The sequence below is a fragment of the Streptomyces albofaciens JCM 4342 genome, assembly GCF_008634025.1.
In the GTDB taxonomy this organism is placed as follows: domain Bacteria; phylum Actinomycetota; class Actinomycetes; order Streptomycetales; family Streptomycetaceae; genus Streptomyces; species Streptomyces albofaciens.
In genome coordinates, this window is the sequence record NZ_PDCM01000002.1 from 820,654 (window position 1) to 845,937 (window position 25,284).

Sequence of the window (25,284 nt, forward strand, 5' to 3'; positions counted from 1 at the left end):
CCGTGATCATGCCCGTGGGTGTGTCCCCACCGGGCGGATCAGAGCTACGTCAGAGAGGGCGGAACGATGCGGCAGGCGACCACGAATCCGGCAGGAAAGGTCCGCATCACGACGCAGAGGAATCCGAACCCCCTCCATGAACAAGCTGAATCTGGGCATCCTGGCCCACGTTGACGCCGGCAAGACCAGCCTCACCGAGCGCCTGCTGCACCGCACCGGAGTGATCGACGAGGCCGGCAGCGTGGACGCCGGCACCACGACGACCGACTCGATGGAGCTGGAGCGGCAGCGCGGCATCACCATCCGGTCCGCCGTGGCCACGTTCGTCCTGGACGACCTCAAGGTCAACCTCATCGACACCCCGGGGCACTCCGACTTCATCTCCGAGGTCGAGCGGGCCCTCGCGGTGCTCGACGGCGCGGTCCTGGTCGTCTCGGCCGTCGAGGGCGTCCAGCCGCAGACCCGCATCCTGATGCGGACCCTGCGCAGGCTGGACATCCCCACGCTGGTCTTCGTCAACAAGATCGACCGGGGCGGCGCGCGCCCCGACGGTGTGCTGCGGGAGATCCGCGACCGGCTCACCCCCGCCGCGGTGGCGCTGTCCGCCGTGGCGGACGCCGGCACGCCGCGGGCCCGCGCGACCGCGCTCGGACCGGACACCGACCCGGACTTCGCCGTCCGGGTCGGTGAGCTGCTGGCCGACCACGACGACGCCTTCCTCACCGCCTACCTGGACGAGGAACGGGTGCTGACCGAGAAGGAGTACGCGGAGGAACTGGCCGCGCAGACCGCGCGCGGTCTGGTGCACCCGGTGTTCTTCGGGTCCGCGCTGACCGGCGAGGGTCTGGACCACCTGGTGCGCGGGATCCGCGAGTTGCTGCCGTCCGTGCACGACTCGGGGGACGAGCCGCTGCGGGCCACCGTGTTCAAGGTGGACCGCGGTGCGCGCGGCGAGGCCGTCGCGTATCTGCGGCTGGTCTCCGGGACGCTGGGCACCCGCGATCCGGTGACACTGCACCGCGTCGACCACACCGGCCGGGTCACCGAGCACGGCGGGCGGATCACCGCGCTGCGGGTCTTCGAGCACGGGTCGGCCACCCGGGAGGTCCGGGCGACCGCCGGGGACATCGCGCAGGCGTGGGGCCTGAAGGACGTACGGGTCGGCGACCGGGCCGGGCACCTCGACGGGCCGCCGCCGCGGAACTTCTTCGCCCCGCCCAGCCTGGAGACCGTGATCAGGCCGGAGCGTCCGGCGGACGCCGGGCGGCTGCACGCCGCGCTGCGCATGCTGGACGAGCAGGACCCCTCGATCGATCTGCGCCAGGACGAGGAGAACGCGGCCGGCGCGGTGGTCCGCCTCTACGGAGAGGTGCAGAAGGAGATCCTCGGCAGCACGCTGGCGGAGTCCTTCGGCGTACGTGTGCGCTTCGACCCGACCCGTACGGTCTGCATCGAGAAGCCCGTGGGGACGGGCGAGGCGCTGATCGAGCTGGACACCCGGACGCACAACTACTTCTGGGCGACCGTGGGCCTGCGCGTCGGGCCGGCCGAGCCGGGCGCGGGCATCACCTTCCGCCTGGCGGTGGAACTGGGCTCGCTCCCCCTGGCCTTCCACAAGGCCATCGAGGAGACGGTGCACACCACCCTGCGGCACGGTCTGTACGGCTGGCAGGTCACCGACTGCGCCGTCACCCTGACCCGTACCGGCTTCGCCAGCCCGGTCAGCGCGGCCGACGACTTCCGCAAGGCCACGCCGCTGGTCCTGATGGACGCGCTCCGGCAGGCCGGTACCGAGGTGCACGAGCCGGTCAGCGCCTTCGAGCTGGAGGTGCCCGCCACCCGGCTCAGCCCGGTGCTGGCGAAACTCGCCGAGCTGGGCGCGACTCCCGGCGTGCCCACGGCCGAGGGGGACGTCTTCCGGCTGGAGGGCACGATGCCGACCAGCCTCGTGCACGACTTCAACCAGCGGGTTCCCGGACTGACCCAGGGAGAGGGGGTGTTCGTGGCCGAGCACCGGGGCTACCGGCCCGCGGCCGGACGGCCGCCCGTGCGGCCGCGGCCCGAGGGGCCCAACCCGCTCAACCGGGACGAGTACATCCTGCACGTGCTCAAGCGCGTCTGAACCGGCACCGGACCGTGCCCCGCGGCGGTTTCCCGTCGCGGGGCACGGTCCGGTGTTTTCAGGTGCCGGCCTGTACCTGGAGGCGGACCTCCGGCCGTGGGTACGGGCCGTCCTGCCGTGCGTACGGGCCGGTGTTCCGGGAGAATCCGAGGATCAGCATGGATTTCGCCTTGTTCACGGCATCGATCCGGGAAACCGCTCCGAGCTTTTCGAAAACATTGCTCAGATGACGTTTCACGGTGGCTTCGGTGATGGTGAGCCGGGCGGCGATCTGGCTGTTGCTCAGGCCGCGCGCCACGTTCTCCATTATCTGTAGCTCGCGGGCGGACAGACGCGCCGTGGAGGTATGCGGCAGCGCCGCCATGCTTTCCTTTGGTACGGACATGAATATCTGCCCCGGATGACTGGTCACACTACGGATCGCGGCCAGCACCTCAGCCCGCCGTAAATTCTTCGTGAGGAATCCGCTCACGCGCAGTTGCAGCGCCTGCTGAACGAGTGCCGGATGGTGGAACGAGGTCAGAATGATGCACTGGGAACGCGGCGACACCCGGTGCATGGCCTCGACGCCGCAGACGACTCCGTACGGCTCCGACCCGTCCAGCAGGATGACATCGGGGCGCAGCTCGCCGGCCATGTGCACCGCCGCCTCCCCGTTGGCCAGGCCGCCGACCACCTTGATGTCCGGCTGGGCGGCGAGCACGTCGCACAGCGTCTCCCTGAGCAGGGTCTGGTCGTCGACGACGAGGACGGTGATGACTTTGTTATCCATTCGCCCCTCCAGCACACAGAAACATTTCTGCATTCTTTGGTCGGACCTGTCGGAAAATTCGGCCGAGGCCGTTCCGTCAGGACAAGCGGAGAGGGGACGATCGAGGAGATGGCGAGCCGCACGGTCCATGCGAGCATCGGCACCAGAATGACGGAACCTAAAAGCTTCCCCCGTGTCACCAGAAGCACCCCCACGCACCCTTTTGGCGAGCAAAAGATTTCGCATACGCCATTTACAACAGTACAGGCTGAAGCGCAGACGGGGGCAAGCACGATCAGGTAAAAAGATCTTCCGCGCAGAATAAAGTAATGGCAAACACCACAAATGAGAACCTGATTGCACGGTGGTCCGTGGTATAAGTTGGTCGCTTCCCCCGGTACGGCTGATGTATAAGCGTCCGACGCCCCGTACCGCCGAATCAGGGCCGTTCGGCCCTTGCCTTTGCACCGCACCGCTGTCCCGGCGCGGGCGCCCGACACGCACCTGACGTGTGCCGGAGTGTGCTCACAGGCCTGCGACACCCGCCCGCGGCTGGGTATGTTGGACGCCCTGGCGGCACGCTCACCTCCCATGGGAGCGGCCGGCCACGGCGCCTCGGCGGGGTGCCCGGACGACGGGAGAGCAGGGAATGAGTCAGGACGCGCGGCCGCTGGCCGACACCATCGACGTCACCATCCCGAGCGTGGCGCGGATGTACGACTACTACCTCGGCGGCAAGGACAACTACGCCGTGGACCGTGCCGCGTGCGAGGAACTGGACCAGGTCGTGCCGAGCACCCGGGCCCTGGCGGTCAACAACCGCCGCTTCCTGCGGAGGGTGGTCCGCTGGCTCGCGGAGGAACAGGGCGTACGGCAGTTCATCGACCACGGTTCAGGTCTGCCCACCCAGGACAACGTCCACGAGGTCGCCCAGCGGGTCGCCCCGGACGCGCGGGTGGTCTACATCGACAACGACCCCATCGTGCTGGCACACGGCCGGGCGCTGCTGGAGGAGAACCGCAACACCGCGGTCATCCAGGCCGACATGCGCGACACCGACGGCATCCTGGGGCACCCCGAGGTGACCCGCCTGATCGACTTCGACCGGCCGGTGGCCGCCCTGTTCGTGTCCGTCCTGCACTGCATCCCCGACGAGGACGACCCGGCCGCCCTGATCAGGCGGGTCGCGGAGCGCCTGGCCCCCGGCAGTTTCCTGGTCGTGTGCCAGCTCGTCAGCGAGGACCGGGCCACCCGCGACTTCGTCACCGAGTTCATGCGGGTCAACACCCACGGCCAGTGGGGCCGGGTGCGCACGGCCGCCGAACTCGCCGCGTTCCTGGACGGATTGGAAATCCTCGAACCGGGCCTGGTCGAAGTCTCGACCTGGAAGCCGGACGCGGACATCGGCCCGAAGCAGCTCACCCAGGAGTGGATCGAGTACGGCGGGGTGGCGCGCAAGCGCTGAGGCGTGTGGCACACGGCGGTGATCAAGGAACTGCGTGCGGATCAGCGCTGCAGAAGGTGGTACGTGAACGCGCCGACGACAGCGCCTTGATGGACCGACCGCATCCGGTGCCGCTCACCACGCCCGGCAATTCGCCTTTGCCCCGCACGCCGAGCACCGGCGACCGCGTCGCTCCCCGAGGCCGGTGCTCAGTCCCGTTCCGCGCCCTCGATCAGCTGCTCCAGGAGCTCCTGGCTCGCCCGGGGGGATTCGGCCTGGGCGCTGAGGCGGTCCATCACGGCGAGGTAGTGGTCCACGTCGTCGCGCTTGTCGAGGTAGAGAGCGCTGGTCAGTTGCTCCAGGTAGACGATGTCGGGCAGGTCCGGCTCCTGGAAGCGCAGGATCGTGATCGGGCCGCCCGCCGCCGCGTGTCCGCCGAGGTGGAACGGGGCGATCTGTACGGTGACGTGGGGCAGGCGGGTCAGCTCCAGCAGGTGCCGCAGCTGCCGCGCCATCACGTCGGGGCCGCCGAGCGGACGCCGCAGGGACGCCTCGTCGATCACGGCCCACAGCCGCGGCGCGCCGGGCGCGGTGAGCAGCGCCTGCCGACGCAGCCGCAGTTCCACCCGGCGTGCGACCTCCCGCTCGGAGAGGTTCCCGAGCCGGCACACCGCACGGGCGTACTCCGCCGTCTGCAACAGCCCGGGAATGAACTGCACTTCGTAGGTGCGGATGACGGCCGCGGCCTCCTCCAGGCCGATGAGCGTCTCGAACCAGCCGGGCAGGACGTCACTGTACTGGTGCCACCAGCCGGGCGTGCTGGTGCCGCGGGCCAGCGCCAGGAATTCGGCGCGCTCGGCCGGATCGGTGACCTGATACAGCGTCAGCAGATCGGCCACATCGCGTTCCTTGCAGCCGACCCGGCCCAGTTCCAAGCGGCTGATCTTGGCGTGGGAGCCGCGGATGGCGTCCCCGGCCGCCTCGCGGGTGATGCCCGCCGCCTCCCGCAGCCGGCGCAGCTGGGTGCCCAGGACGATCCGCAGCACCGTCGGTCCGCCCCGCGGGTGCTCGATGTGCGGGCGCGGCGGCGGGATGCGGCCTGGCTGCGCGGCGGTCATGCTGGCTCCCCTGTCGGTAGGGCGGACGTCCAGTGTTCCATCGCGTGCAGGGCTCGTACAGCCGAGGTAACTATCCGGCCGACATATGCGTCAGCCGAGCCCGGCCAGGTCGTCGAAGTCCCCGTCCTTGGCCCCTTGGACGAAGGCCGCGATCTCGTCACGGGTATAGATCAGCGCCGGTCCCCCGGCATCCCGGGAGTTGCGCACCGCCACCCCGCCGCCGGCGAGAACGGCCAGTTCAACGCAGTTGCCGTTGGGGTTGCTACGGCGGCTCTTGCGCCACACCGCGCCGTCGAGGGCACTGGCGCGGGTGCCGTTGGGCCATGTCTCCACTTGGTTCTCCCCTTGCCGGAGGTGTTCCTGGGACCGGTACGGGCCCGTGCGCGTATGGCGTGAAACAGGCGCCGTGCGGCCGTACTTACCGCTGCAATTGCAGATGTACTTGCAGTGGAACACGGCCGACCGCGATATTAACCCTCCCCGACAGCGCGGCCCAGCCCCCGACGAGCCCTCTCGCGGAGATCGTGATGACGACACATCCGGCACCGACCGTGCACGACGTCCTCCACACGGAGCCGGGTCCGGAGCGGCACTTCGCCGTGTGCGCGCTCAGCGGGGCCTACCGCACCATCGCGGAAGCCCGCCGCTTCACCGCCACCACGCTCGAAGGGTGGGGCATCCGCGCGTCGGTCGTCTCGGACGCGGCCCTGGTGGTCTCCGAACTCGTCAGCAACGCCCTGCGGCACGCCCCTCCCGTCCCCACGGCCGCCGAAGGGCCGGGGTCGGACGTGCTGTGCGCGGCCTGGCTGGCGCTGGCGCACGAGGACGCCGGCATCCTGTGTGCCGTCTCCGACTCCAGCCGCACGGCTCCCGCCCTCTTGCCGCCGGATCCGCTCGCGGGACGGGGCCGGGGCCTGTGGGTCGTCGACCGGCTCAGCGAGTCCTGGGGCTGGACCCCTCCGGACGCCCTGGGCAAGACGGTCTGGGCCCAGCTCCCCGCGTCAGGGCCCGTAGGTGAGTAGCCGTCCTGCGGGCGGCCCGCTCCCGCCGTGGGAGCGGGCGCCCGGTGCGGTGGTCCGCGCACCCGGGACCCGCCCTCTCCGGAACGGGGAAACCGGTTCGTCGGAGTTCATCCTGTTCGGCCTTGAGTTCACGTCCTGGCCGGGCTCCCTCGAACAGGACTGGTCGGCACCCGGACAGCTCCGGGAGATCGTGCAGATCGGAGCCTTGCGCCTGAACGACGACTGCTGTGTCGTCGAGGAGTTCGAAGCACTGGTCCGGCCGGTGGCCAACCCCCGGCTGTCGCGCCATTTCACCGGCCTGACCGGGATAACCCAGGAGGACGTGGACCACGAGGGCCGCGCCCCGGCGGAAGCGCTCGGCGACTTCCTGGGTTTCTGCCGGGGGATGCCGGTTCTCTCCTACGGCAACGACATGGTCGTCCTGGGAGAGAACGTCGGATGGGCGCGGGCCCGGGGCGACGAGGTGAAGAACGGCTTCCTTTTCGCCACGTTCCTCAACATCCGGCCGTGGCTGAACTCCATCGCCCCGGAAACGGCGTCCGCCGACGCGGGACGCCTGTGGGAGGTGCTGAACCTCCCCAAGCCCGCTGCCGGCGAGGAACATTCGGCCCTGTCCGACTGCTATTCCTTCGCCGCGGCCCTCCGCCACCTGCACGCCATCGGGCACTGGCTGCCCACAGGTTTCCTGTGAAGGCCACGCGTCGTGCTCTTCGGCGGCGGGCGGGTCACGGCGTATCGCCGGGAGGCTCCCCGGCGGGCTCCGCCCAGTGCATGCCGTCCGCGGTGGCGACCAGGCCGCCGGGGAACTGCGGAGTCTTCTCCGCGAAGTCGCCGCGGGCGACTCCTTGTCCGGCGAGCGCGTCGCTCTGGGCGAAGGTCTCACCGAGCATCGGGCTCTCGTCCCACGGGTCGCCGGCCGGGTCCGCCTGATAGCCGTCGGCGGACTCGTCCAGCACCCGTGAGGCGGTGGCGAGGCGGCCGGTGAGCTGGTCCGCGTCGATGAGCGCCCGGTCGCCCGAGGACAGGCCGCCGACCAGGTTGATGAAGGAGGCCAGCGCGCCCGCTTGCCCGCCGGTCACCTTGTGCGCCTGCCAGAAGTAGGTGTCCTTGGGTGCCTGCATGCTGTAGAAGGCGGCGAGGAAGTCGTGGAAGACGGTGTATTCCCGCCGGTAGCGCGCCTCGAATTCCCCGAAGGCCCGTCCCTCGTCCATGCCTGCGCCCAGCACGCTGTTGACCGAGCGGGCCGTGAGCATGGCGGAGTAGGTCGCGAGGTGCACTCCGGAGGAGAAGACGGGGTCGATGAAGCACGCGGCGTCGCCGACCAGCGCCACGCCCGGCGCCCAGAACCGGGTGTTGCAGTAGGAGTAGTCCTTGCGGACCCGCACCCTGCCGTACGTCCCCTCGGTGACGCGCCGCGCGTCCGCCAGGTGGTCCCGGATCAGCGCGCACTGGTCCACCAGCTTGGCCAGCGCCTGTTCGGGGTCCCCCTGTACCTGGTCGGCGTGTTCGCGGTGGACGACGGCGCCGACGCTGGTGAGGCGGTCGGTCAGCGGGATGTACCAGAACCAGCCGGTGTCGAAGGCGGCGCACAGGATGTTGCCCTGGTTCGGCGGCGGCAGCCGGCGTCCGCCCTCGAAGTAGCCGAAGACCGCGATGTTGCGGAAGAACGGGGAGTACACCCGCCGGCCGCCGGCCGCGGTGTGCAGGCGGCCGGTGTTGCCGGAGGCGTCGATGACGTAGCGGGCGCGGACCTCGGCTTCCGTGCCCTCCGGGCTGCGGTAGGTCAGGCCGGTGACGCGGCCGTCGTGGTGGTGGACGGCGCGTACGGCGCATTCTTCGCGTACGTCGGCGCCGACCCGCCGGGCGTGGTCCAGCAGCAGCGCGTCGAACCGCATCCGCTCCACCTGGTAGGCGTAGCCCCCGGTCTCGCCGAGGCCGGGGGCGTCCGCGAAGGAGAAGGTCCACGTTTCCGGTGCCGAGCCCCAGCGGAAGGTGCCGCCGCGCTTGCGCATGAAGCCGGCTTCGTGCAGCTCGTCCTCCACCCCCAGGAGGCGCCCGATGCCATGGATGGTCGACGGGAGGAGGGATTCCCCGATCTGGTAGCGCGGGAAGCGTTCCCGTTCCAGCAGCAGTACGCGGTGTCCGGCCATGGCGATCAGGGCGGCGGCGGTCGACCCGCCGGGTCCGCCGCCGACCACGACGGCATCGAACTCCTCGGAGGATACGGGCATGTGCGGCTTCCTTTCGCGGTCGCGTGCGAGCGGGCGGGACGGTCACCACGTCACCGGGAGGGTGAGCGGGGACCGGATGGGTGAGTGGTCTTCCCAGGCCGGGGGCTCTCCGGTCAGGCGGAGCCGGGGCAGGCGGTCCAGCAGCGCTTCCAGGCCCACGCTCATCTGCGCACGGGCCAGGTGGGCGCCGATGCAGTTGTGCGGGCCGCGGCCGAATGCCAGATGCGGGTTGGACGGCCGGTCCAGCAGCAGCCGGTCCGCCTCCGGGAAGACGCGCTCGTCACGGTTGGCCGCGGCCAGTACGGGCAGTACGGCCTCGCCGGCGCGTACGGTCCGCCCGTGCAGCGCGACATCCCGCTGGGCCTGGAGGACGATGACACCGTTCTGTACGGGGAGGAAGCGCAGCAGTTCTTCCACGGCGGCCGGCAGCAGCGCGCGGTCGCGCAGCAAGCGCGCGTACCGCTCCGGCTCGGACAGCAGGGCCAGCGCTGCGTTGGCCAGGAACATGGTGGTGGTGCGGTATCCGGCCACCAGCATCGACAGTCCGAAGGCCAGCACGCTCTCCCGGTCCACCGCGCCGCGGTCACAGGCGCGGGCCAGCATGCTGAGGATGTCGTCGCCCGGTGTACGGCGGCGGCGGTCGAGCAGCGACTCCATGTAGGCGCGCAGCTGGTGGGTGGCCTCGCGGCCTTCCGGCAGGGTGATCAGCGCGCCGAGCGCGGCGTCGGCCGGCGCGAGGAAGAAGTCGCGGTCGTCGTACGGGATGCCCACCAGCTCGCATGTCACCAGCAGTGGGAAGGGTTCGCAGAAGCCGCTCACCAGGTCGCCGGGAGGCCCGGTGGTGGTGAATTGCTCCAGCAGGTGGTCGGCGGCGGCACGGAGGGCGGGCCGTCGTCGCCGTACGGCACGGACGCTGAACGGCCGTGCCAGCGCTTGGCGCAGGGCCGCGTGCCGGGGCCCTTCGAGTTCCATCATGGTGAGCAGGCCAGGACCGCGGTCGGCATCCGGGCCGGGCGGCCAGTCCTCGATGGTCGGCCGGATGAACCGGTCGTCGGCGAGCAGATCGCGTACGTCGTCGTAGCGCGTGGCGTACCACGCCGGAGCGCCGAACGGGGTGGCGACCTTGGCCAGTGGGCACTCGCGGCGCAGCCGCGGATACTGCGGCGGCGGCCCCATGCTGCCCGGCGGGGGCATCGGGAACGGCTGGGGATCTTCCTCGGGTCCGGTGGCGGCCGTGTCGGACGGGTGCGGCATCGGTTCACCGCCTCGCGCAGGGTGGTCTCGTTGCGGCCGACGGCTGCTCCCGTGCTTCCGGCCGTCGCTGCCGGACGACCCGTCCCCGAAGGCAACGGCGCCACCTCGGCTACCGGAACAGTGCCCGGAAGCCGGCGGCGGAACCGGCGGCGCGCGGAAACTCACCGGCGCCGGTGAACAAGGCGTGCGCGGCGCGCGCCGCCGGACCGCGCACGCCCCGGGACGCGCGACGGCGCGAACGTCGCGCCGCCGGTGGTCCGGCCCGGAGCGCGAAGGCCCCGCCGGGCGGCGCGCGGCCGGCCCGGCGGGGCTCCGGAACGTCTCTCAGACCCGGTCGGCGGCGATCAGCAGATACTGGAAGCTGCCGTTGCGGTACGCGGTCAGAAAGGTTTCCTCAATGCCCGTGACCAGGTGGTCGGCCCGGCTGCGCAGTTCCCAGTACGGGATGGTGGCCGCGGTGAGGTCCTGGACGTGTACGGGGACCAGCCGGTGGCGGGCCATCGCGCGGAAGTACGCCGACCGCGGATGGATGTCGCAGATGTAGTGGGCGTTGATCAGGGACACCTCGCGGGAGGCGCGCCCGTAGGCGTCGTTGTAGCAGCCGGTGATCACCACATACCGCCCGCCGCGCCGCAGCAGCCGCGCGTGCTCGGCGAACAGCAGGTCCAGCTCGACGTACATCGTCGACTCGTTGTTCCAGGACGCCGCGTACGCGCCGGTGGCGAAGCCGGTGTCGAGCATGTTGCGGTGGTGGTAGCGCACCTTGTCGTCGATGCCGCGCTTGCGGGCCTGCTCGTTCGCGAAGTCGGCCTGCTTGGCGGAGATGGTGGCCCCGTCGGCGTGGCAGCCGTACCGCAGGTGCGCGACCACACTGCCGCCGCCGCGTCCGCACCCGGCGTCGAAGACGCGGTCGGCGGGCGACAGCGCGCCGAGGTGGGAGGCGAGCAGCTCGGCCTGGGCGTGTTCGAGGCGGTGCAGTTCGCCGGTGATGCGCTCGCGGCGCCGGACGGGATCCGGCTCGTCCAGTACGGACCGGTCGGCGTCCCCGATGCCGTAGTGGTGGTGATACAGGTCGTCGATCTTGCCGAGTTCCAGGTTGACCGGGTTCTCCTCGGTGTTCCAGTACTCCGCGACGCGGGCCTGGTACGTGGACTGGGTCGGCAGGGCGGGGCGTGCGGTGGGGACGTGCGCGGTGGTCAACGGTGACTCCTTGCCGTGGTGCACTGGATCGGTCTACCAGTAGTTGGGCAGGTGGTAGCGGTCGGAGTTGGTGGCGTGCCACTCGTGGTTGCCGGCCACCCAGTCGGACAGGCTCCGGGTGTACCGCTCGACGAGCGGAGACGTTTCGGCCAGCTCGGCCGCCTCCGTCTCGTACGCCTCCATGATCTGGTTGTGGATGTCGACGCTCTTCAGGTACGCGGCCTTCAGACCGCGCCGGTCGTTGGCGGCGACCACCTGGGGCAGGTTCAGATGGTCCGGGTCGCTCGCCAGCTCCTTCGTGAAGGAGTAGAGGTCGTTGACGATGGTCGTGGCGTTGCAGGCCAGGGCGGTGATCCGCTGGATCTCCGGGCGGGCGTACACAGCCTCGGGCAGTTCGTAGCCGTCCACCGCGTCGACGATCGACAGACAGGGACGGAAGTTGTTGAACTGCCGCATCACCAGGTACTCCCACACGCGCGGCATGTGCCGCGCCTCCGCCCAGGACGCCTCGGCGAGGTAGCCGAGGTGCAGCCGGGCCATGTCGTGGACGAACCGGTCGGTCTGGCTGGGGGTGGCGAGGGCCGCGTAGTCCTTCAGGGCCCAGTAGTACGAGCGCAGGGGCCCGTCGGCCTGCACGCCCCGGCGCCACTCCTCCTCCGTGTCGCGGGTGCCGTGGAACGGGTCCAGGGCGGACTGCGCGATGATCAGGCGGCCGCCCAGACCACGGCGTGCGCCGCCTTTGCCCTCGTCCTCCTCGCAGTAGCAGGTGTCGACGATGTTCTCGGCCAGCAGCAGTTTGCCGGCGGCGGTGAGGCGTTCGAGGTCGGCCGCCGCGGGGTGTTGCAGGACGACGGCCCGGCCGAACTGGAAATCGGTGAAGTCGCCGGACCACTGCGCGGGGAACAGGTCCAGCGTCCGGGCCCAGTCCTCCAGCCTGCGGTCGATCTCCGCGGCCTTCTCCGGGTCGGCCGGGGCGACGGGCCGGTACCTCAGCCCCGGGACGGCGCCGCCGCGCCGGGTCGGCCGGGCGCGGGCGAGGCTGGGCGGGCCGGGCAGCCTGAACGGGGTGGCGGTTTCGGTGGCGGGCGTGGGTGTGTTCATGGTCCGTACCTCACGGGTCAGTCGGCGGTGCGGCCGAGCTGGACGTTCTCCAGGACACCGGCGGCGTCCGGCACGAGGATGGCCAGCGAGTAGTAGGCGGTGACCAGGTAGTTGATGACGGCGGCCTGGTCGATGCCCATGAACCGGACGTTCAGGCCGGGCTGGTGCTCATCGGGGAGGCCGGTCCGGTGCAGGCCGACGACGCCCTGGTCGGCCTCGCCGGTGCGCAGCGCGATGATGCTGCTGGTATGCGTCTCGCTGACGGGGATCTTGCCGCACGGAAAGACCGGCACTCCGCGCCAGGCGGGGACCTGGTGCCCGTCGACGTCGGCCGAACCCGGCACCAGACCGCGCTTGTTGCACTGCCGGAAGAAGGCGGCGATCGCCTTCGGATGGGCCAGGAACAGCCGTGTCTTGCGGCGCATGGACAGCAGCTCGTCCATGTCGCCGGGGTGGGCGGTCCGGTGCAGGTGCTGATCCGCTGCCCGTGGTCGACGTTGTGCAGCAGCCCGAACTCCCGGTTGTTCACCATCTCCCACTCCTGGCGCTCGCGGATCTCCTCCACGGTGAGCCGGAGTTGCTGCTGCGTCTGGTCCATGGGCTCGTTGTAGAGATCGGCGACGCGGGAATGCACGCGCAGCACGCTCTGGCTCAGGGAGAGTTCGTACTCGCGCGGGGTGAGGTCGTAGTGGACGTAGCCGCTGGGCAGCGTCGGCTCGCCGGCATGTCCCGCCTGCACCGGTACGTCCGCCTCGCCCCGGCGGTTCATCGGACGCCGCTGCCGTTCCGCGTACGCGGTGAGATGCTCGGCCAGGGACGGCACGCGGTCGGTGAACTCCCGGATCACGTCCCAGGGCAGCGTCAGCAGGACGCCCGCGGTCTCGGCCCGGACCGACGTCAGCCACCGCGGGTCGGGGCGGCCGATCGCCTCGTCCCCCATCTGGTCGCCGTCCGTGACGACACCGACGACCTCCTCCTCGCCGTACTTGCCGGCCGCGTAACGGACGAAGCGGCCGTGCACCACGAGATACGTCTCGGTGGCGGGCTGCCCCGCCTCGAAGAGCACCTGACCGGCCCGGACCTCCCGGACCCGGAAGCGGCCGGCGAGCTCCGTGAGAACCCCGATGTCCGGGTAGCCGCGCAGGGCGGGCAGCTCGGTGAGGGTCCGCGGGATCACCTTGATGTCGTCCGCGCCGTTGTGCTCGAACTCCACGCGCCCCCGCCCGACCCGGAGTTAGAGACGCCGGTTGACCCGGTAGGTGCCGCCCTTGACGTCCACCCACGGCAGCATCTTCAGCAGCCATCGGGAGGTGATGGCCTGCATCTGGGGCTGGGTCTTGGTGGTGGTCGCCAGTTGGCGCGCGGCCTGCGTGCTCAGGCTGGTGAGCGCGCTGTCCGCGGGCGGGTCGGAAGCGTTCTCCGCCACGTCGGGACCGGGGTCGCGGTCGGGGGCACGGTCCGGTGCGGGCACGTTTCCTCCGGAAGATGAACAGGTGGGAGATGAAGGGCACTTGGTGAACAAGAGGGCCGTGTGCAGCCATAAGCGAAACAGGTGCACGTGCGCCGCCGGTACGGCGCGAAAGGGAGCGCCTTTGCGTTCAGGGGGCGCAAACATCGAATGGTTGAGAGAAAGGGCGCGCGGGTGTGTCGTGCGCCCCCGGGGCGTCGGAATTCGGTCGCGGGGATTCGGCCACCGGGGGAGCACGGGTCAAGCGGGGGGAGGGCGTTGGGGCACGGGGAAGGCACTGCATGGGGCATGGGGAGGGCACAGCGCGGGGCGCGGGGAGGGCACAGCGCGGGGCGCGGGGCGCGGGGCGTGGGGAGGCCGGCCCATCGGCGTATGGGTCTTCGGTTACGGCCACGAGATAACGGCCGCCCAGACAGCAGCGTGCGCACCCGCCTCGCAAGCCTCTCCGCGAAAGGGGTCGGAGCCGTGGTCGCTTGGCACCACGAGAACAGCGGTGGCCGACCACGGGATTTGCCCCGAACGGCAAAAAATGAGAACCGGTCTTAGAAATGCCCGTTACGCTTGCCGACCGGCAGGCGAAAACCCCGCAGCCAACCTGAACGGGCCCGATCGGGCTCAAAAGGCGAGCCGAAGGCTCAAGTCCTTTTCCCGCGTCCTACAAGGACGGGATTGCCCGGCGGCCATGGCCGCTTCGACCGCTTGAGAAGTGATGCGACCGGCGAGTGTGCGGGACGGTGTCCAGCACGCGCCAGGGGGACGCCCATGCTCCGAACCGTTTGCCTGCTGTTGGCCATTGGCGCGATGGCGGCGGCAGCCGGACTGGTGCCGTTGCTTTTCGCCTCTGATATCGGAACCGGTCCGGCGCTACAGACCTCGGTCGTCACCACGCCGCACGGCCACCGTTCGCACCCGCCTCCCGGCTGCCGCCACCGCATGGCCTCACAACGCGAGCTGCGCGCGCCGACGGGCTCACCTTCGTGCCGGTGCCGTCATGTGGTCCGCGACTGCCACCCACGCCGCTGACGGAACACCCGCACATCACGGAGATCTTCTTACGTTGCACGACGGCAAGACAGCCTGGCCGCCTCGCCTCCCCAGGCTCAAGGCACCGGCCGACGCCCGCCGTCCGTCCCCGAACCGGCGGCCCCGGCACCATCCCACCCTCCGGCCGGGGCCGCCACCACATCAACACGCGCCACGAGGCGCGAGCCGACGGTTCAGTCGGTCACGGGGGGCTGAGCGGACGGCTTGACGGCCGCGGGCGCCGGCGCGCTCGGGGAGTAACGTTTCGCCCCGGGATGAACGGCTCGGTATATGGCGCGGGATATGGCCTCTATCGTCCCGATGCCGTAATTCATTCCGTCCGCCGTGGGGCGCCCTTCCGGAACCCGGTTGTTCTCGGTGAGGACGACCAGTCCCGAGTCGTAACCTTTCCCGGTGAGAACGGCCATGCTGTTCACCTTCCAGTCCCCCTTGTCGAAGTCCGGGACGTCGGGATTCCTGCTGCGTTGCAACCAGCCGTTCTTCACCTGGATCACAGCGTCGGCCGGAGCGCCGGCGGTGGCCCCCCACCGCTGGTCGCTCTGCACCTGCCGCATGAGGCCGAGTGCGTAGGAGCGGGCCCCGGCCCGGAGGACCGAGTCGTCGTCGCCGGACAGAAGACGGAGCAGCTTGTCCTGGTCGGCCGCGGTGACCTGGGTCAGGCCCCAGTTCCCTTCCTTGTCGAGGACGGTGTCACGCATCCCGGCCTTGTCGAGGAATTTCTGCACCTTGACCGGGTCCGGCTTCTTCGGGTCCGTCAGGTCGGACAGCTGCCGCCACAGGGTGGTTGTGGCGGCATTGTCCGAAACAGTGATCATTTTGCGGGCGAGGGCGTCTTCCGTACCGGTGAGCGTTCCGCCCTTCTCGTACAGCAGCGCGCCGAGGATGACGGTCTTCACCACGCTGGCCGAGTCGTACTGTTTGTCGGCGTCGAAAGTGCACTTGGTGGCGGTCGGCCGGTCGTAGAAGGAGAGCGACGCCATGCTCTTCCGGCCGGCCAGCGCCTTGGATATGTCGCCCGCCAGTTTCCGGGCCAGTTCGGCATTCTTCGATGTGCAGTGCACCGACGGGCCGGCCGTTACGGCCCGTTGCGTGGCGGCGGACGGCGCGGCCGCCACGGCCGGCCCTGCGGCCGCTCCGGTTCCGAAGACCGCTACGACCCCTACGGACAACCATCTCATGTCTGACTACTCTTCTCTCGGGGCGCCGGGACGCCGGGCGCCGGACGCTCGTGAGCGGACGGCCCTGTTTATGGGCAACTCCTCGCGGATACCGCTCAGTTATGTCACGCGAGGGCACCGGTGGGGAACTACGGGAAGGAATACCAGGGTATTTTCCATGCATGAGCTGTGGACGGCCGGGGTTCACGAGAAAACGTGAGACGGCCCTTGACTACGCGGCCCGGCCAACACCGTTATTTCGGCGGCCGATTCAGGCCGCTCGCCGATGCCGATCAACACCTGGAACGCCCGCCGGGCGGCGGTGCTGTCGTGGCTGGGCTGGTGTGAGTCGCGCAGCTACGACGGCCCGACCGTCCCGGCCTGGGGTGAAGCGGCCGGCGGTGCCGGGCTCCGCGGGTGCGGTCCTTCACCAGGCGGGGAAGGATCCGGGCGTTCCTGGCGTCCCACGGCCCCGGGCAGCGGTGAGTGACGAACACCGGCCGGAGAAAGTGGTCAGCCCGCGCGACGTGTGCCCGGACACCGGCCTGGCCCGCCTTTTCTACGGGCAGGCCCGCGCGCCGCTGCATGAGCACACCGCCGTGCGCGGGCCAGGTACGGGCTGGGACCTGCACGCGTACCGCCATTCCGCCCTGACTCACCTTGGTGGCAGGACGCGTCGCTGCTGATGCTGATGGCGAAGTCACGCCACAAGAATGCGGAGAATGTCCGTCGCTACTTCAAGCCCTCCCCGAGACGATCGCCGAGGTCACTTCCTTGCTCGCCCCCGGCGACAGCAGACGCTGAGCGTTCCCCCCTTTCCGAGCCCGTCTTCAACTCCCCGCTCGGCTAAGGTGATAGCGGGCCGTGACTGGCGCTGGGGTGGAGCACCACCGGGAAGCGGCCTGACATCCACGTCACTGCCGCGCGCCTGGGCGACTCGTGCAGAGCTCAGGAGTGAGACGTGACTGACATCCACCCGGCGCGGCTGATGAACGGCGTCGACCTTGCACGACGCATCACCGGGACCGGTTCGGCAGCCGCTGCGGACATGCGTGAGCGCGCTGGGACAGCGCCCTGTCTGGCGACCGTGCTGGTGGGAGACGACCCGGCCTCGGTCACGTACGTCCGGATGAAGCGTTCCCGGTGCGAGAAGGCCGGCATCCTGTCACGCCACGTGTCCCTGCCCAGCTCGGTGAGCACTGCCGGCCTGGTCGAGACCATCAGCGCCCTCTCCGCGGATCCGAAGGTGCACGGCATCCTGCTGCAGCATCCCGTGGGGAAGCACATCGACGAGCGCGCCGCGTTCGAGGCGATCGCCCCGGACAAGGACGTCGACGGGGTCACCATGCACTCCTTCGCGGCGATGAGCTTCGGCCTGCCCGGCTTCGCCTCCTGCACCCCCGGCGGGATCCTGCGCCTGCTGGACGAGTACGGAGTCGACCTCGCGGGCAAGCACGCCGTCGTGGTGGGGCGCAGCGCCATCCTGGGCAAGCCCGTCGGCATGCTCCTGCTCGGGCGGGACGCCACGGTGACCTACTGCCATTCCCGCACCGTCGGCCTGCCCTCGATCGTGCGCGAGGCCGACGTCCTGGTCGCCGCCGTCGGTCGTCCGCGCTTCATCGCCGGATCGGATATCAAGCCCGGCGCCGTGGTGGTCGACGCGGGCTACAACCCTGGCAACGTCGGTGACGTCGACTTCGAGACCGCCCGGCACCGGGCAGGCCTGATCACTCCCGTCCCCGGCGGCGTCGGCCCCATGACCATTGCCGTTCTCCTCGCGCAGACCGTCGAGGCTGCCGCGCACCAGCTCGGCCTCGGCTGACCGGTCGGGGTCGTGCGGAAGGAGAAGACTCCTCCGGGGATCCCCGACCCGGCTTCCTTACCCCTCGGCAGCGTCAGGGTCGCGCAGCGGCCGCAGGCCGCCGGCCAGGTCGGGGAGGTGAAAGAGGTAACGGCCGAGCATGTTGATGTGATGCCGAACGAACGGCGAGAGACGGGACACGTCCCCGTCTCGGACGTCAAAGCCGTCCGCACGCAGCTGGTTCACCGCGGCGTCCATGTACCGCGTGGTGAACAACACGAGGGCGTTGAGCACCAGGCCCAGCGCCCCGATATGGTCCTCCATGCAGTCCTTGCTAGCGCTGGCCACCGAATCTCTGACTCAGATCACTAGCGGGCCCGTCCCAAACGAATATTCTGGGTCCAGGCGTTCGTGCCGCCCTTTGGTGTGGTCTTGCAGGCCGGGGCATAGCAGCGCCAGACCCAGGTGCCGTTCTGTCTGCGGCGGATCTCGATCTCCTTGCCCCTGCAACGGTCGCAGCGAGGCGGAGCCGCGAAGGCTGCCGCGTGCTCGTGTTCCAGCAGCTTCCGGGCGAAGTGTGCGCCCCGCATCGTCAGCATGACTTCACGGGTCCAGCTCTGCGAGAGGACGTTGAGGCTGCCGAGCATGACCGTTCGCTCGTCGATGACCGCGATCTTCTGGTGCATGACGTTCATCGGTACGACCACATCCACGATGGTTCGCAGGTCGGCGATGAGTTTCTGGTTGGCCGGCTTCTTCTGGAGCTGGTCGGTGTCGTCCCGGATGAAGACGCGGATGCGTACCCCGCGGTCGGCCGCCTTGCGGAGCTCGGGCAGCAGGGAGCTGACCCGCTTGGCCACCCAGGGTGCCCAGAGCCACAAGGAATGCCGTGCGTGACGGATCTCCTCGGTGAACGTGCGGTAGAAGTCGCGTTCATCGTCGATCTCCGTCACTTCGACGTGCCGGCTCAGCACCTCGGCGAGCGCGGTGCCGAACTCCCCACGGAACGCAGGGGGCGCGGTCGGTGGGGTGATCAAGGACTTGGCTTGGAGGACGCGCACGCCACGCCGGGTGCCGATGAGTGCCGCGAGTTGTGCCAGGGCGCTTCCTGGTTTCGCGTTCTTGACGCGTTCGCCGCTGGCGATGACGTACAGGCGGGTCTTGACCCGGGTGACAGCGACGTTGAAGAGGCGGACGCCGTCCCGGGGCCAGCTGCTGGCCGCGGGCTGGAGGTGTGCGCAGGCCATCCACAGCTCGCGGCTGCCCGCTCCGCCCTCCACCGTGTCGAAGACGACGATGTCGAACTCCCGGCCCTGGAACTTGTGCGCGGTGCCGACCTCTGCGAGCGCGCCCCCTCCCGGGCCTTCCACGTCGCGCAGTGCCTCCAGGGTGGCATCGGACTGGACGCGGTAGGGCGTGACGATGCCCGTCTCCTCGCCCAGTTCGTGGTGCAGTTCCACCAGTGCCCGTGCGATCAGTGAGCCTGCCGGCCACCAGCCGCTGCGGCTTCCGGTCAGGTGCGCCCTGGCCAGCTCGTGCAGCCCGTCCGTGTCGATCAGCACGATCTCCGGGTCGTCGGCCGGGCGTGCCGCCTGTGTCTGGCCGCCCCCGGTGAGCACACCGCCGTACGCGAGGCGATTGGCCAACCCCATGACGGCGGGCCCGAAACGGTGCTGTTGGGTGAGGGTGATGCAGGCCGGGTGGGCCTGGGCGTCGGACGGTTCCGCGATCCCGCAGTGCTGGAAGACGTCCGGCAGCAGCCAGCGCTTGATGTCCGCGCGTTCGTGTGCCTTGAGTTCGGGCGGGATGACCGCACCCAGCTGCATGAAGTCCCCGAGAAGGACCGCGGTCCGACCGGCCTTTCCCGTGGCGAGCAGGACTTCGGGCAGGGTGGCTGCGCCTGCCTCGTCCACGAGGACGACATCGTACGGCCCCTCGAAGACTGCCCGGTTCGTCCGGAACCGGGCCAGGGTCGTGGCGACCAGCTTGGCGCTTTTGATGATCTCGCTCTGTGCGTCGCGGGCGAGACGCTCGTACTCCTCCTGTACTTCCTGGTATTGCTTCTCCAGCTCAGGCCGCCGGGCCGAGTCGGCGACCACGACCGGGCGCAGCCGGCCGGCCAGGGCGAAACGGGCCGGCCAGCCCTGCTGCTCGGCCCGCTCCGTCAGTTCACTGGCCCGCTGAGCCCGCTCTGCGGCCTTCTCCGCCCGGGCCTTGTCCTCTTTGCACCTGTCGTAGTGGCGTCCGGCCTCCCGCTCTGCCGCCAGTCGGGCCTGTACGTCGGCCGCCAGGTCAGCGGCCTGTTCCCGGGTGAGCGCGATGGTGTCGGCCAGGGCTGCGATCCGAGCGTCGAGGGCCTCGATGTGGGTGGTGGCCGTGGCGCGGGCTGCGGTCGCCGACCGCTCGGCGGACGCGGCTGCCCGCTCGGCGTCGGCCAGCTGCCGCTGCAGCTCGCCGGTCTTTTCGCGCAGACGCCATTTCTTCACAGCGCCCTTGTCCGCTATCCCCGCCAGCTCCTGGCGCAGGGAATCGCAGGCGCCTTCCGCCAGCAGCGCAGCCGCCTCACGGTGTTCCGCCGCCTTCCGTACCTGGACCGCTTCCTCGGACAGCCGGTCGACCTCGCGCCACTGCGCACGCGACGCCTCCGCAGCCTTGTCGCGGGCCGCGGCCGTCTCGGCTGCGGTCAATGCGTCGCGGTATGCGCTCTCGGAGTCGGCCAGACGCCGACCGGCGGCTTCGCATCGTGCTCGCGCCGATGCGAGATCTTCACCGGGTGTGCGGAGCAGCTTCAGCGCTGCGAAGTAGGCAGCGGAGTCGAACCCGGCCAGGCCACCGTCCAGGGTGGCGAGCTGTTCGGCTCGATGCTTGATCTCGACGAGTTCGGCTTCGAGGGCGCTGCGCCGGGCAGCCGTGTCCGCCAGACGTGCCTTGACCATCAAGGGCAGCGACACCGAAGCGTCCTCGGCCACCTCCCGTAGGTGCGGTGGGCCCACCCGGACGATGTCGCCGGGGCCGTGCTGCTTGGCCCGCACCACTCCGAGCAGAGCATTGTCCACGGCGATGTTCGTGGCCGAGACCAGCAGCACCCGGTCGCCTCTGGCGATGAGATCACCGATGGCACGCTTCAGGACGGTCGTCTTTCCCGTGCCCGGAGGGCCCCACACCAGATATATCCCCTCTCCGAGGCAGGCCCGGTAGGCATCGCATTGCGCGGGGTGGAATCCGGGCGGGTCTGCCTCGTGGGCCGGTGCTCCGCCGAGGCGGCCGGCCGCAAGGGCTGCCGCCAGGGGGTGCTCGGCGAGGCCGGAGATGCCGTCCCGCAGGGCCTCGACGAGGAACGTGGGCGGCTGCTTCAGCATCCACAGGTGCGGGTCGGCCACGTCGGCGAACTCGGCCACCCGTAAAGTCAGCAGAGAGCCGTTCTGGATCATTTCCGCGACCGCGAAGCCGTTCGTCTCGACACTGTCGTTCTCCGGTCCGGCAAGCCGCAGGCTGTCGAGCTGATCGGGCCCGATGTCGGAGCCGCGGAGATCGACGGTGTACTGCCCCGCGTCCCCGGTGCGTGCCGCCCGGCCGATGCGCTGCCAGCGAGGCTGCTTGCCCGCACCGCCTTCCACATTGACCCACTCGCCGAGCGCCGTGACGATCTCGTCGCGCCAGCCCACGTGCCAGTCCCCCGTCCCCGTCTGTGGTCCTCGTGTCCCCGGCGGCAAATTTACCCACGCCGACGAAGTGACATACGGCGGAGCCACCAGCGGGCAGCCAGAACTGGATGGATCTCACCGGAGCCGGCTCCAGTCAGCCGGTGCCCTGGCAGAATCGCGGGTTCTCGGGACGCACGTCATCCGGCCAGGTCCTCCCGGCCGAAGTGTCGACCAGGTCCTCCCGGTCGAAGTGTTGATGGCCTGCTGCTTCGTGAGCGGCTCCTTTGAAGGGGCCATCGGCGCAACTTCGCGCGCGTGCGGAGCTACCCCGTCATCGGGCCCCTCTTCCCCCCACCGGACTGTCGGTCCCCGCGTACGAAGCCGAACCCCTGGACCACCAGCAGACGAAGAGCCTGCTCGTGTCGAACTCGCCGAAGAAGCGTGAGCTTTTCCGGGCCTCCAGAAAGAGGCGTTGGCGTCTGACCTGGGCTTTGGACCGTAAGGCGTCTTCCGGTCGCCCTACTCAGAACCGTCCCGGCCGACATCCGAAGCTGTCCGGGCGGAACAAGGCTGCATCCTCGCTCCACTTCCGCACGCCTCGCAACGGCAAGCGCACGCACCAGGGCCCCGGCCTCCCTGCGGGAAGCCACCCCTGACTCCCGGAAGACACGGAGCGAAACCATGAAGCTGCGCGGGTGACACCACAGCCGCCCGGGTCGGACGATCCCCCGCGTCGCCCGACCCGGGCAGCTCGACCGGAGTCCTGGCCGCGTCGGGGCGGACATCCGGAGACCCGCTGAGTATATTGGCTCCCAGCCAGTCAACGCAGGAGTTAACAGCATGTCCCCCCGCAGCCCCTCGGTCAATGAAGAGTTGCGGCGGCGTTCCCGGGAGCGCTTGTTGCAGGCGACCGTCGAGCTGGTGGACGAGCGCGGGTACGAGGCGACGACGCTCGGGGACATCGCCTGCCGTGCCGGTTCGGCGCGCGGGCTGATCTCGTACTACTTCCCGGGCAAGCGGCAGCTGCTGCAGTCCGCCGTGCACCGGCTGATGCACCGCTCGCTGCAAGCGGCCCTGGAGCGCGAACCCGTACCGACGGGCGAGGACGCGGGCCGGGAGCTGCTGGCGCGGGCGATCGACGCGATCCTGGGGCTGGCGCAGGAGCGTCCGCTGCTGATGCGTACGCACATGGCCGGGATTCTGACGGCGGAAGGTTTCATCCAGTGTCCCGAGCAGCAGCGGCTGGCGTTCCTGCTGCGTGACACGGTCGAGCGGTACGGCTCGAAGGACGCGGACACGGACTACCGGCTGCTACGGGCGTTGCTGATGGGGTCGGTGGTGGCGGTGCTGCTGCCCGGGGCGCCCATGCCCGCCGCGCGGCTGCGGGCCGAGCTGTTCCAGCGGTACGGCCTCGACTGGGAGCTGGGGGTGCCGCCGAGCGAAGGTCCGGAGCCGCCGCTGGAAGGCCCGCCGCCGCTGCTGACTCCGACGCCGGCGGGTCCCACGCCGCTGCCCGGCCCGCCACCGGCCGGTCCGCCCACGCCGCCCGGCCCGTCGACCGCCGCTTCTCGGACACTTCCCGGCCCGCCCCCGGCCGATTCGCCCGCCGCGGCGGAGGGGTAGAGCAGGGGGAGGGAGAAGGGGGCCGGTTTCGCGCGCGCCCGCCTCGGACTCGTGCTCTCACCTCCGGGGTGGGCAGCTCAGGTCGCTCTCGCGGTCGACGAACGTTTCCCGTACGAGCCGCACCCGGCCGACGCGCCCGGCCCGAACCCCTCGCATGCCCGTCCGCCAACCCCGGCAGCACACCTCCCGCGCCTCCCACGCCGGTGCGATCCTGGGAGTATTCCGCGGGAAGGGGCCTCTCGTGCTTCGTGTCGCAGTGATCGGGTCGGGACCCAGTGGCGTCTACACCGCTCAGGCGCTGGTCGGGCAGGAAGCCGTGCCGGACGTCGAGGTGTATGTGCTCGACCGGCTGCCGTGCCCGTACGGGCTGGTCCGCTACGGGGTCGCGCCCGACCACGAGAAGATCAAGTCGTTGCAGCACAACCTCCGTACGGTGCTGGAGCATCCGCGCGTGCGCTTCCTGGGCAACGTCGACGTGGGAGCCGGCGGGCTGGACCCGCGGGAGCTGCGGCGGCTGTTCCACGCGGTGGTGTACTGCGTGGGGGCCGCCACCGACCGGCACCTGGGCATCCCGGGCGAGGAACTGCCCGGCAGCCACTCCGCGACCGGCTTCGTCTCCTGGTACAGCGCGCACCCGGACGCGGCGGGCGACAGTTTCCCGCTGGCCGCGCGCTCGGCGGTGGTGATCGGGGTGGGCAACGTCGCGGTGGACGTGGCGCGGGTCCTCGCCCGTGGGGCGGACGAACTGGCGCGTACGGACGTGCCGCAGGCGGCGCTCGGCGCGCTCGCGGAGAGCCGGATCGAGGAGGTGTGGATGGTGGGGCGGCGGGGGCCGTCGCAGGCCAAGTTCACCACCAAGGAGCTGCGGGAACTGGGCACGCTGCCGGGCGCGGACGTGGTCGTACGGCCCGAGGAGCTGGCACTGGACCCGGCGTACGGCGACTCCGCCGGGCTGCCCGCGGTGAACCGCCGCAACGTGGAGGTGCTGCGCGGCTGGGCCGGACAGGCGGGCGGAGAGGTGAGAGGAGAAGCGGAAGGAGCGGAGGTGGGGGCGCCGGGGGGTGGGTACGGCAAGCGCCGCCGGATCCACCTGCGGTTCTTCCTCCGGCCCGTCGAGATCCTCGGCGACCCGGTGTCGGGGGTGCGCGGGGTGCGCTTCGAGCGGACCGTGCCGGACGGGTCGGGCGGGGTCATGGGTACCGGGCAGTACGAGGAGATCGCGGCGCAGTTGGTGCTGCGCTCGGTCGGGTACAAGGGGACGCCGCAGCCGGGCCTGCCGTTCGACGCGGCGACCGGCACGGTGCCACACGCGGAGGGGCGGGTGCTGCGGGACGGCGCGCCCTCCCCCGGTGAGTACGTGGCGGGGTGGATCAAGCGCGGCCCGACCGGGGTGATCGGCACCAACCGGCCGTGCGCGAAGCAGACCGTGGCCGCGTTGCTGGCGGACGCGGAGGCCCTGGCGCGCCGGCCGCTGCCGGACGATCCGGTGGCCGAGCTGCGGCGGGCGGGGCAGCGGCCGGTGCGCTGGCCCGGCTGGTTGCGCATCGAGGCGGCGGAGGCCGCGCTCGGCCGCGAGCTGGGGCGGACGACCGTGAAGATCGCCGACTGGCCGGGGCTGCTGGTGGCGGCCGCGGACGGGGAGCGCTGAGCGGGTGCCGGACGGGACGGCGACGGCGAGCGCTGAGCGGGCGATGGGCGGGACGGCGGTCACCGAGCGGGCCGGACGCGACGAGCACGCAGTGGACGCCGGACGGGGCGGCGCGGGCGGGCGCGGCCGCTCAGTCGCCCAGCCGCTCGTCCTGGAGTTCCGCCGCCTCCAGGACCCGTTCGAGCAGGCCGGGGAAGAGCGCGTCCAGGTCGGCGCGGCGCAGCCCGTTCATCTTGGCCGTACCGCGGTAGATCTGGCTGATGACGCCGTGTTCGCGCAGCACCCGGTAGTGGTGCGTACAGGTGGACTTGCTGACCGGCAGCTCGATGCCGGCGCAGGACAGTTCGCCCTCGGCCGCGGCGAGACAGCGGACGATCCGCAGCCGCATCGGGTCGGCCAGCGCGTGCAGCACGTCTTCGAGGCGGATCGCCGTGACGTCCGGGTGGTCCAGGACGCGGGCACCGGGCCGGTCGGCTGATGGCGTCGTGGTGGTCGTCATGGCAGCTCCTGGAAGTCGGCTCCGGACGGTCGATCCGCAGCCGCGGATCTATGGGGTTCTCGGGCGGGATCTCTATTGTACGAGGAACGTCGTATTTTGACATCCTCCCAGGACGGAGGCGGTGCGCCGGGCCATGGCCGGGCGGATCCTCGGGGCG

18 protein-coding genes, 2 pseudogenes and 1 riboswitch are annotated in these 25,284 nt (G+C 70.5%); of the genes and pseudogenes, 8 read left to right on the forward strand and 12 right to left on the reverse strand.

Going from position 1 to position 25,284, the window contains the following annotated elements:
• Nucleotides 1-136 precede the first annotated feature (136 nt).
• Nucleotides 137-2,122 (forward strand): tetracycline resistance ribosomal protection protein Otr(A), encoded by a 1,986-nt coding sequence (gene otr(A), locus CP973_RS24060; RefSeq protein ID WP_150244986.1) that lies wholly within the window; start codon nt 137-139, stop codon nt 2,120-2,122.
• A gap of 58 nt (nt 2,123-2,180) precedes the next feature.
• On the opposite strand, the gene CP973_RS24065 is transcribed toward otr(A), so the two are convergent.
• Nucleotides 2,181-2,909, reverse strand: a complete 729-nt coding sequence (locus tag CP973_RS24065) for a LuxR C-terminal-related transcriptional regulator (RefSeq protein WP_167538501.1) — start codon at nt 2,907-2,909, stop codon at nt 2,181-2,183.
• 613 nt (nt 2,910-3,522) lie between these two features.
• Between CP973_RS24065 and CP973_RS24070 the strand changes: the two genes are divergently transcribed.
• Nucleotides 3,523-4,338 carry an SAM-dependent methyltransferase gene (locus CP973_RS24070; RefSeq protein WP_150244992.1) on the forward strand — a complete coding sequence of 272 codons (816 nt, stop codon included), beginning with the start codon at nt 3,523-3,525 and terminating at the stop codon, nt 4,336-4,338.
• Nucleotides 4,339-4,526: 188 nt separating this feature from the next.
• Here CP973_RS24070 and CP973_RS24075 read toward each other — a convergent pair whose 3' ends face one another.
• Together CP973_RS24075 and CP973_RS24080 are read right to left on the reverse strand one after the other, a co-directional pair.
• Nucleotides 4,527-5,435: a helix-turn-helix domain-containing protein gene (locus CP973_RS24075; RefSeq protein WP_150244995.1), complete on the reverse strand. Its 909-nt coding sequence runs from the start codon at nt 5,433-5,435 to the stop codon at nt 4,527-4,529.
• Between the two features lie 90 nt (nt 5,436-5,525).
• A complete protein-coding gene (locus tag CP973_RS24080) occupies nt 5,526-5,768 on the reverse strand; it encodes a DUF397 domain-containing protein (RefSeq protein ID WP_150244998.1) in 243 nt (80 codons plus the stop codon).
• 194 nt (nt 5,769-5,962) lie between these two features.
• Between CP973_RS24080 and CP973_RS24085 the strand changes: the two genes are divergently transcribed.
• Together CP973_RS24085 and CP973_RS24090 are read left to right on the forward strand one after the other, a co-directional pair.
• A complete protein-coding gene (locus CP973_RS24085) occupies nt 5,963-6,457 on the forward strand; it encodes an ATP-binding protein (protein ID WP_150245001.1) in 495 nt (164 codons plus the stop codon).
• A 49-nt stretch (nt 6,458-6,506) separates the two neighbouring features.
• The gene (locus CP973_RS24090) at nt 6,507-7,148 is read left to right on the forward strand and encodes a 3'-5' exonuclease (protein WP_150250161.1); all 642 of its coding nucleotides are present in this window, start codon (nt 6,507-6,509) and stop codon (nt 7,146-7,148) included.
• 34 nt (nt 7,149-7,182) lie between these two features.
• On the opposite strand, the gene CP973_RS24095 is transcribed toward CP973_RS24090, so the two are convergent.
• From CP973_RS24095 to CP973_RS24125, 6 genes and pseudogenes are all read right to left on the reverse strand, one after another.
• Nucleotides 7,183-8,688 carry a tryptophan 7-halogenase gene (locus CP973_RS24095; protein WP_150245004.1) on the reverse strand — a complete coding sequence of 502 codons (1,506 nt, stop codon included), beginning with the start codon at nt 8,686-8,688 and terminating at the stop codon, nt 7,183-7,185.
• A 42-nt stretch (nt 8,689-8,730) separates the two neighbouring features.
• The gene (locus CP973_RS24100) at nt 8,731-9,942 is read right to left on the reverse strand and encodes a cytochrome P450 (RefSeq protein ID WP_150245007.1); all 1,212 of its coding nucleotides are present in this window, start codon (nt 9,940-9,942) and stop codon (nt 8,731-8,733) included.
• 324 nt (nt 9,943-10,266) lie between these two features.
• Entirely contained in the window at nt 10,267-11,142 is an 876-nt protein-coding gene (locus CP973_RS24105) for a geranyl diphosphate 2-C-methyltransferase (protein ID WP_150245009.1), read from the reverse strand.
• A gap of 33 nt (nt 11,143-11,175) precedes the next feature.
• Nucleotides 11,176-12,243 (reverse strand): family 2 encapsulin nanocompartment cargo protein terpene cyclase, encoded by a 1,068-nt coding sequence (locus CP973_RS24110; protein WP_150245012.1) that lies wholly within the window; start codon nt 12,241-12,243, stop codon nt 11,176-11,178.
• 17 nt (nt 12,244-12,260) lie between these two features.
• A pseudogene (locus tag CP973_RS24115) lies at nt 12,261-13,669 on the reverse strand (family 2B encapsulin nanocompartment shell protein).
• A 1,259-nt stretch (nt 13,670-14,928) separates the two neighbouring features.
• Nucleotides 14,929-15,933, reverse strand: coding sequence for a serine hydrolase (locus tag CP973_RS24125; RefSeq protein ID WP_150245019.1), 1,005 nt, complete (start codon nt 15,931-15,933; stop codon nt 14,929-14,931).
• 265 nt (nt 15,934-16,198) lie between these two features.
• Between CP973_RS24125 and CP973_RS41115 the strand changes: the two are divergent.
• Both CP973_RS41115 and CP973_RS24130 read left to right on the forward strand, forming a co-directional pair.
• Nucleotides 16,199-16,716 (forward strand): annotated as a pseudogene (locus tag CP973_RS41115) (hypothetical protein).
• A 50-nt stretch (nt 16,717-16,766) separates the two neighbouring features.
• Nucleotides 16,767-16,853: riboswitch (ZMP/ZTP riboswitch) on the forward strand.
• Nucleotides 16,854-16,900: 47 nt separating this feature from the next.
• A complete protein-coding gene (locus CP973_RS24130) occupies nt 16,901-17,734 on the forward strand; it encodes a bifunctional 5,10-methylenetetrahydrofolate dehydrogenase/5,10-methenyltetrahydrofolate cyclohydrolase (RefSeq protein ID WP_150250164.1) in 834 nt (277 codons plus the stop codon).
• Between the two features lie 57 nt (nt 17,735-17,791).
• On the opposite strand, the gene CP973_RS24135 is transcribed toward CP973_RS24130, so the two are convergent.
• Nucleotides 17,792-18,061 (reverse strand): Tn3 family transposase, encoded by a 270-nt coding sequence (locus CP973_RS24135; protein ID WP_280119032.1) that lies wholly within the window; start codon nt 18,059-18,061, stop codon nt 17,792-17,794.
• A 20-nt stretch (nt 18,062-18,081) separates the two neighbouring features.
• Nucleotides 18,082-21,378 (reverse strand): AAA domain-containing protein, encoded by a 3,297-nt coding sequence (locus tag CP973_RS24140; protein ID WP_150245022.1) that lies wholly within the window; start codon nt 21,376-21,378, stop codon nt 18,082-18,084.
• Nucleotides 21,379-22,197: 819 nt separating this feature from the next.
• Here CP973_RS24140 and CP973_RS24145 point away from each other — a divergent pair.
• Together CP973_RS24145 and CP973_RS24150 are read left to right on the forward strand one after the other, a co-directional pair.
• Nucleotides 22,198-22,980, forward strand: a complete 783-nt coding sequence (locus CP973_RS24145) for a TetR/AcrR family transcriptional regulator (protein WP_167538502.1) — start codon at nt 22,198-22,200, stop codon at nt 22,978-22,980.
• Between the two features lie 241 nt (nt 22,981-23,221).
• Entirely contained in the window at nt 23,222-24,628 is a 1,407-nt protein-coding gene (locus CP973_RS24150; RefSeq protein WP_150245025.1) for an FAD-dependent oxidoreductase, read from the forward strand.
• Nucleotides 24,629-24,758: 130 nt separating this feature from the next.
• Here the strand turns inward: CP973_RS24150 and CP973_RS24155 are convergent, their stop codons facing one another.
• Nucleotides 24,759-25,127, reverse strand: a complete 369-nt coding sequence (locus tag CP973_RS24155) for an ArsR/SmtB family transcription factor (RefSeq protein ID WP_150245028.1) — start codon at nt 25,125-25,127, stop codon at nt 24,759-24,761.
• Nucleotides 25,128-25,284 lie beyond the last annotated feature (157 nt).

Excerpts from the sequence above, each read along its gene's own strand:
- CP973_RS24070 (WP_150244992.1), top strand. The coding sequence starts at position 3,523 with ATGAGTCAGGACGCGCGGCCGCTGGCCGACACCATCGACGTCACCATC.
- CP973_RS24075 (WP_150244995.1), bottom strand. The coding sequence starts at position 5,435 with ATGACCGCCGCGCAGCCAGGCCGCATCCCGCCGCCGCGCCCGCACATC.
- CP973_RS24085 (WP_150245001.1), top strand. The coding sequence starts at position 5,963 with ATGACGACACATCCGGCACCGACCGTGCACGACGTCCTCCACACGGAG.
- CP973_RS24095 (WP_150245004.1), bottom strand. The coding sequence starts at position 8,688 with ATGCCCGTATCCTCCGAGGAGTTCGATGCCGTCGTGGTCGGCGGCGGA.
- CP973_RS24100 (WP_150245007.1), bottom strand. The coding sequence starts at position 9,942 with ATGCCGCACCCGTCCGACACGGCCGCCACCGGACCCGAGGAAGATCCC.
- CP973_RS24110 (WP_150245012.1), bottom strand. The coding sequence starts at position 12,243 with ATGAACACACCCACGCCCGCCACCGAAACCGCCACCCCGTTCAGGCTG.
- CP973_RS24125 (WP_150245019.1), bottom strand. The coding sequence starts at position 15,933 with ATGAGATGGTTGTCCGTAGGGGTCGTAGCGGTCTTCGGAACCGGAGCG.
- CP973_RS24130 (WP_150250164.1), top strand. The coding sequence starts at position 16,901 with ATGAACGGCGTCGACCTTGCACGACGCATCACCGGGACCGGTTCGGCA.
- CP973_RS24145 (WP_167538502.1), top strand. The coding sequence starts at position 22,198 with ATGTCCCCCCGCAGCCCCTCGGTCAATGAAGAGTTGCGGCGGCGTTCC.
- CP973_RS24155 (WP_150245028.1), bottom strand. The coding sequence starts at position 25,127 with ATGACGACCACCACGACGCCATCAGCCGACCGGCCCGGTGCCCGCGTC.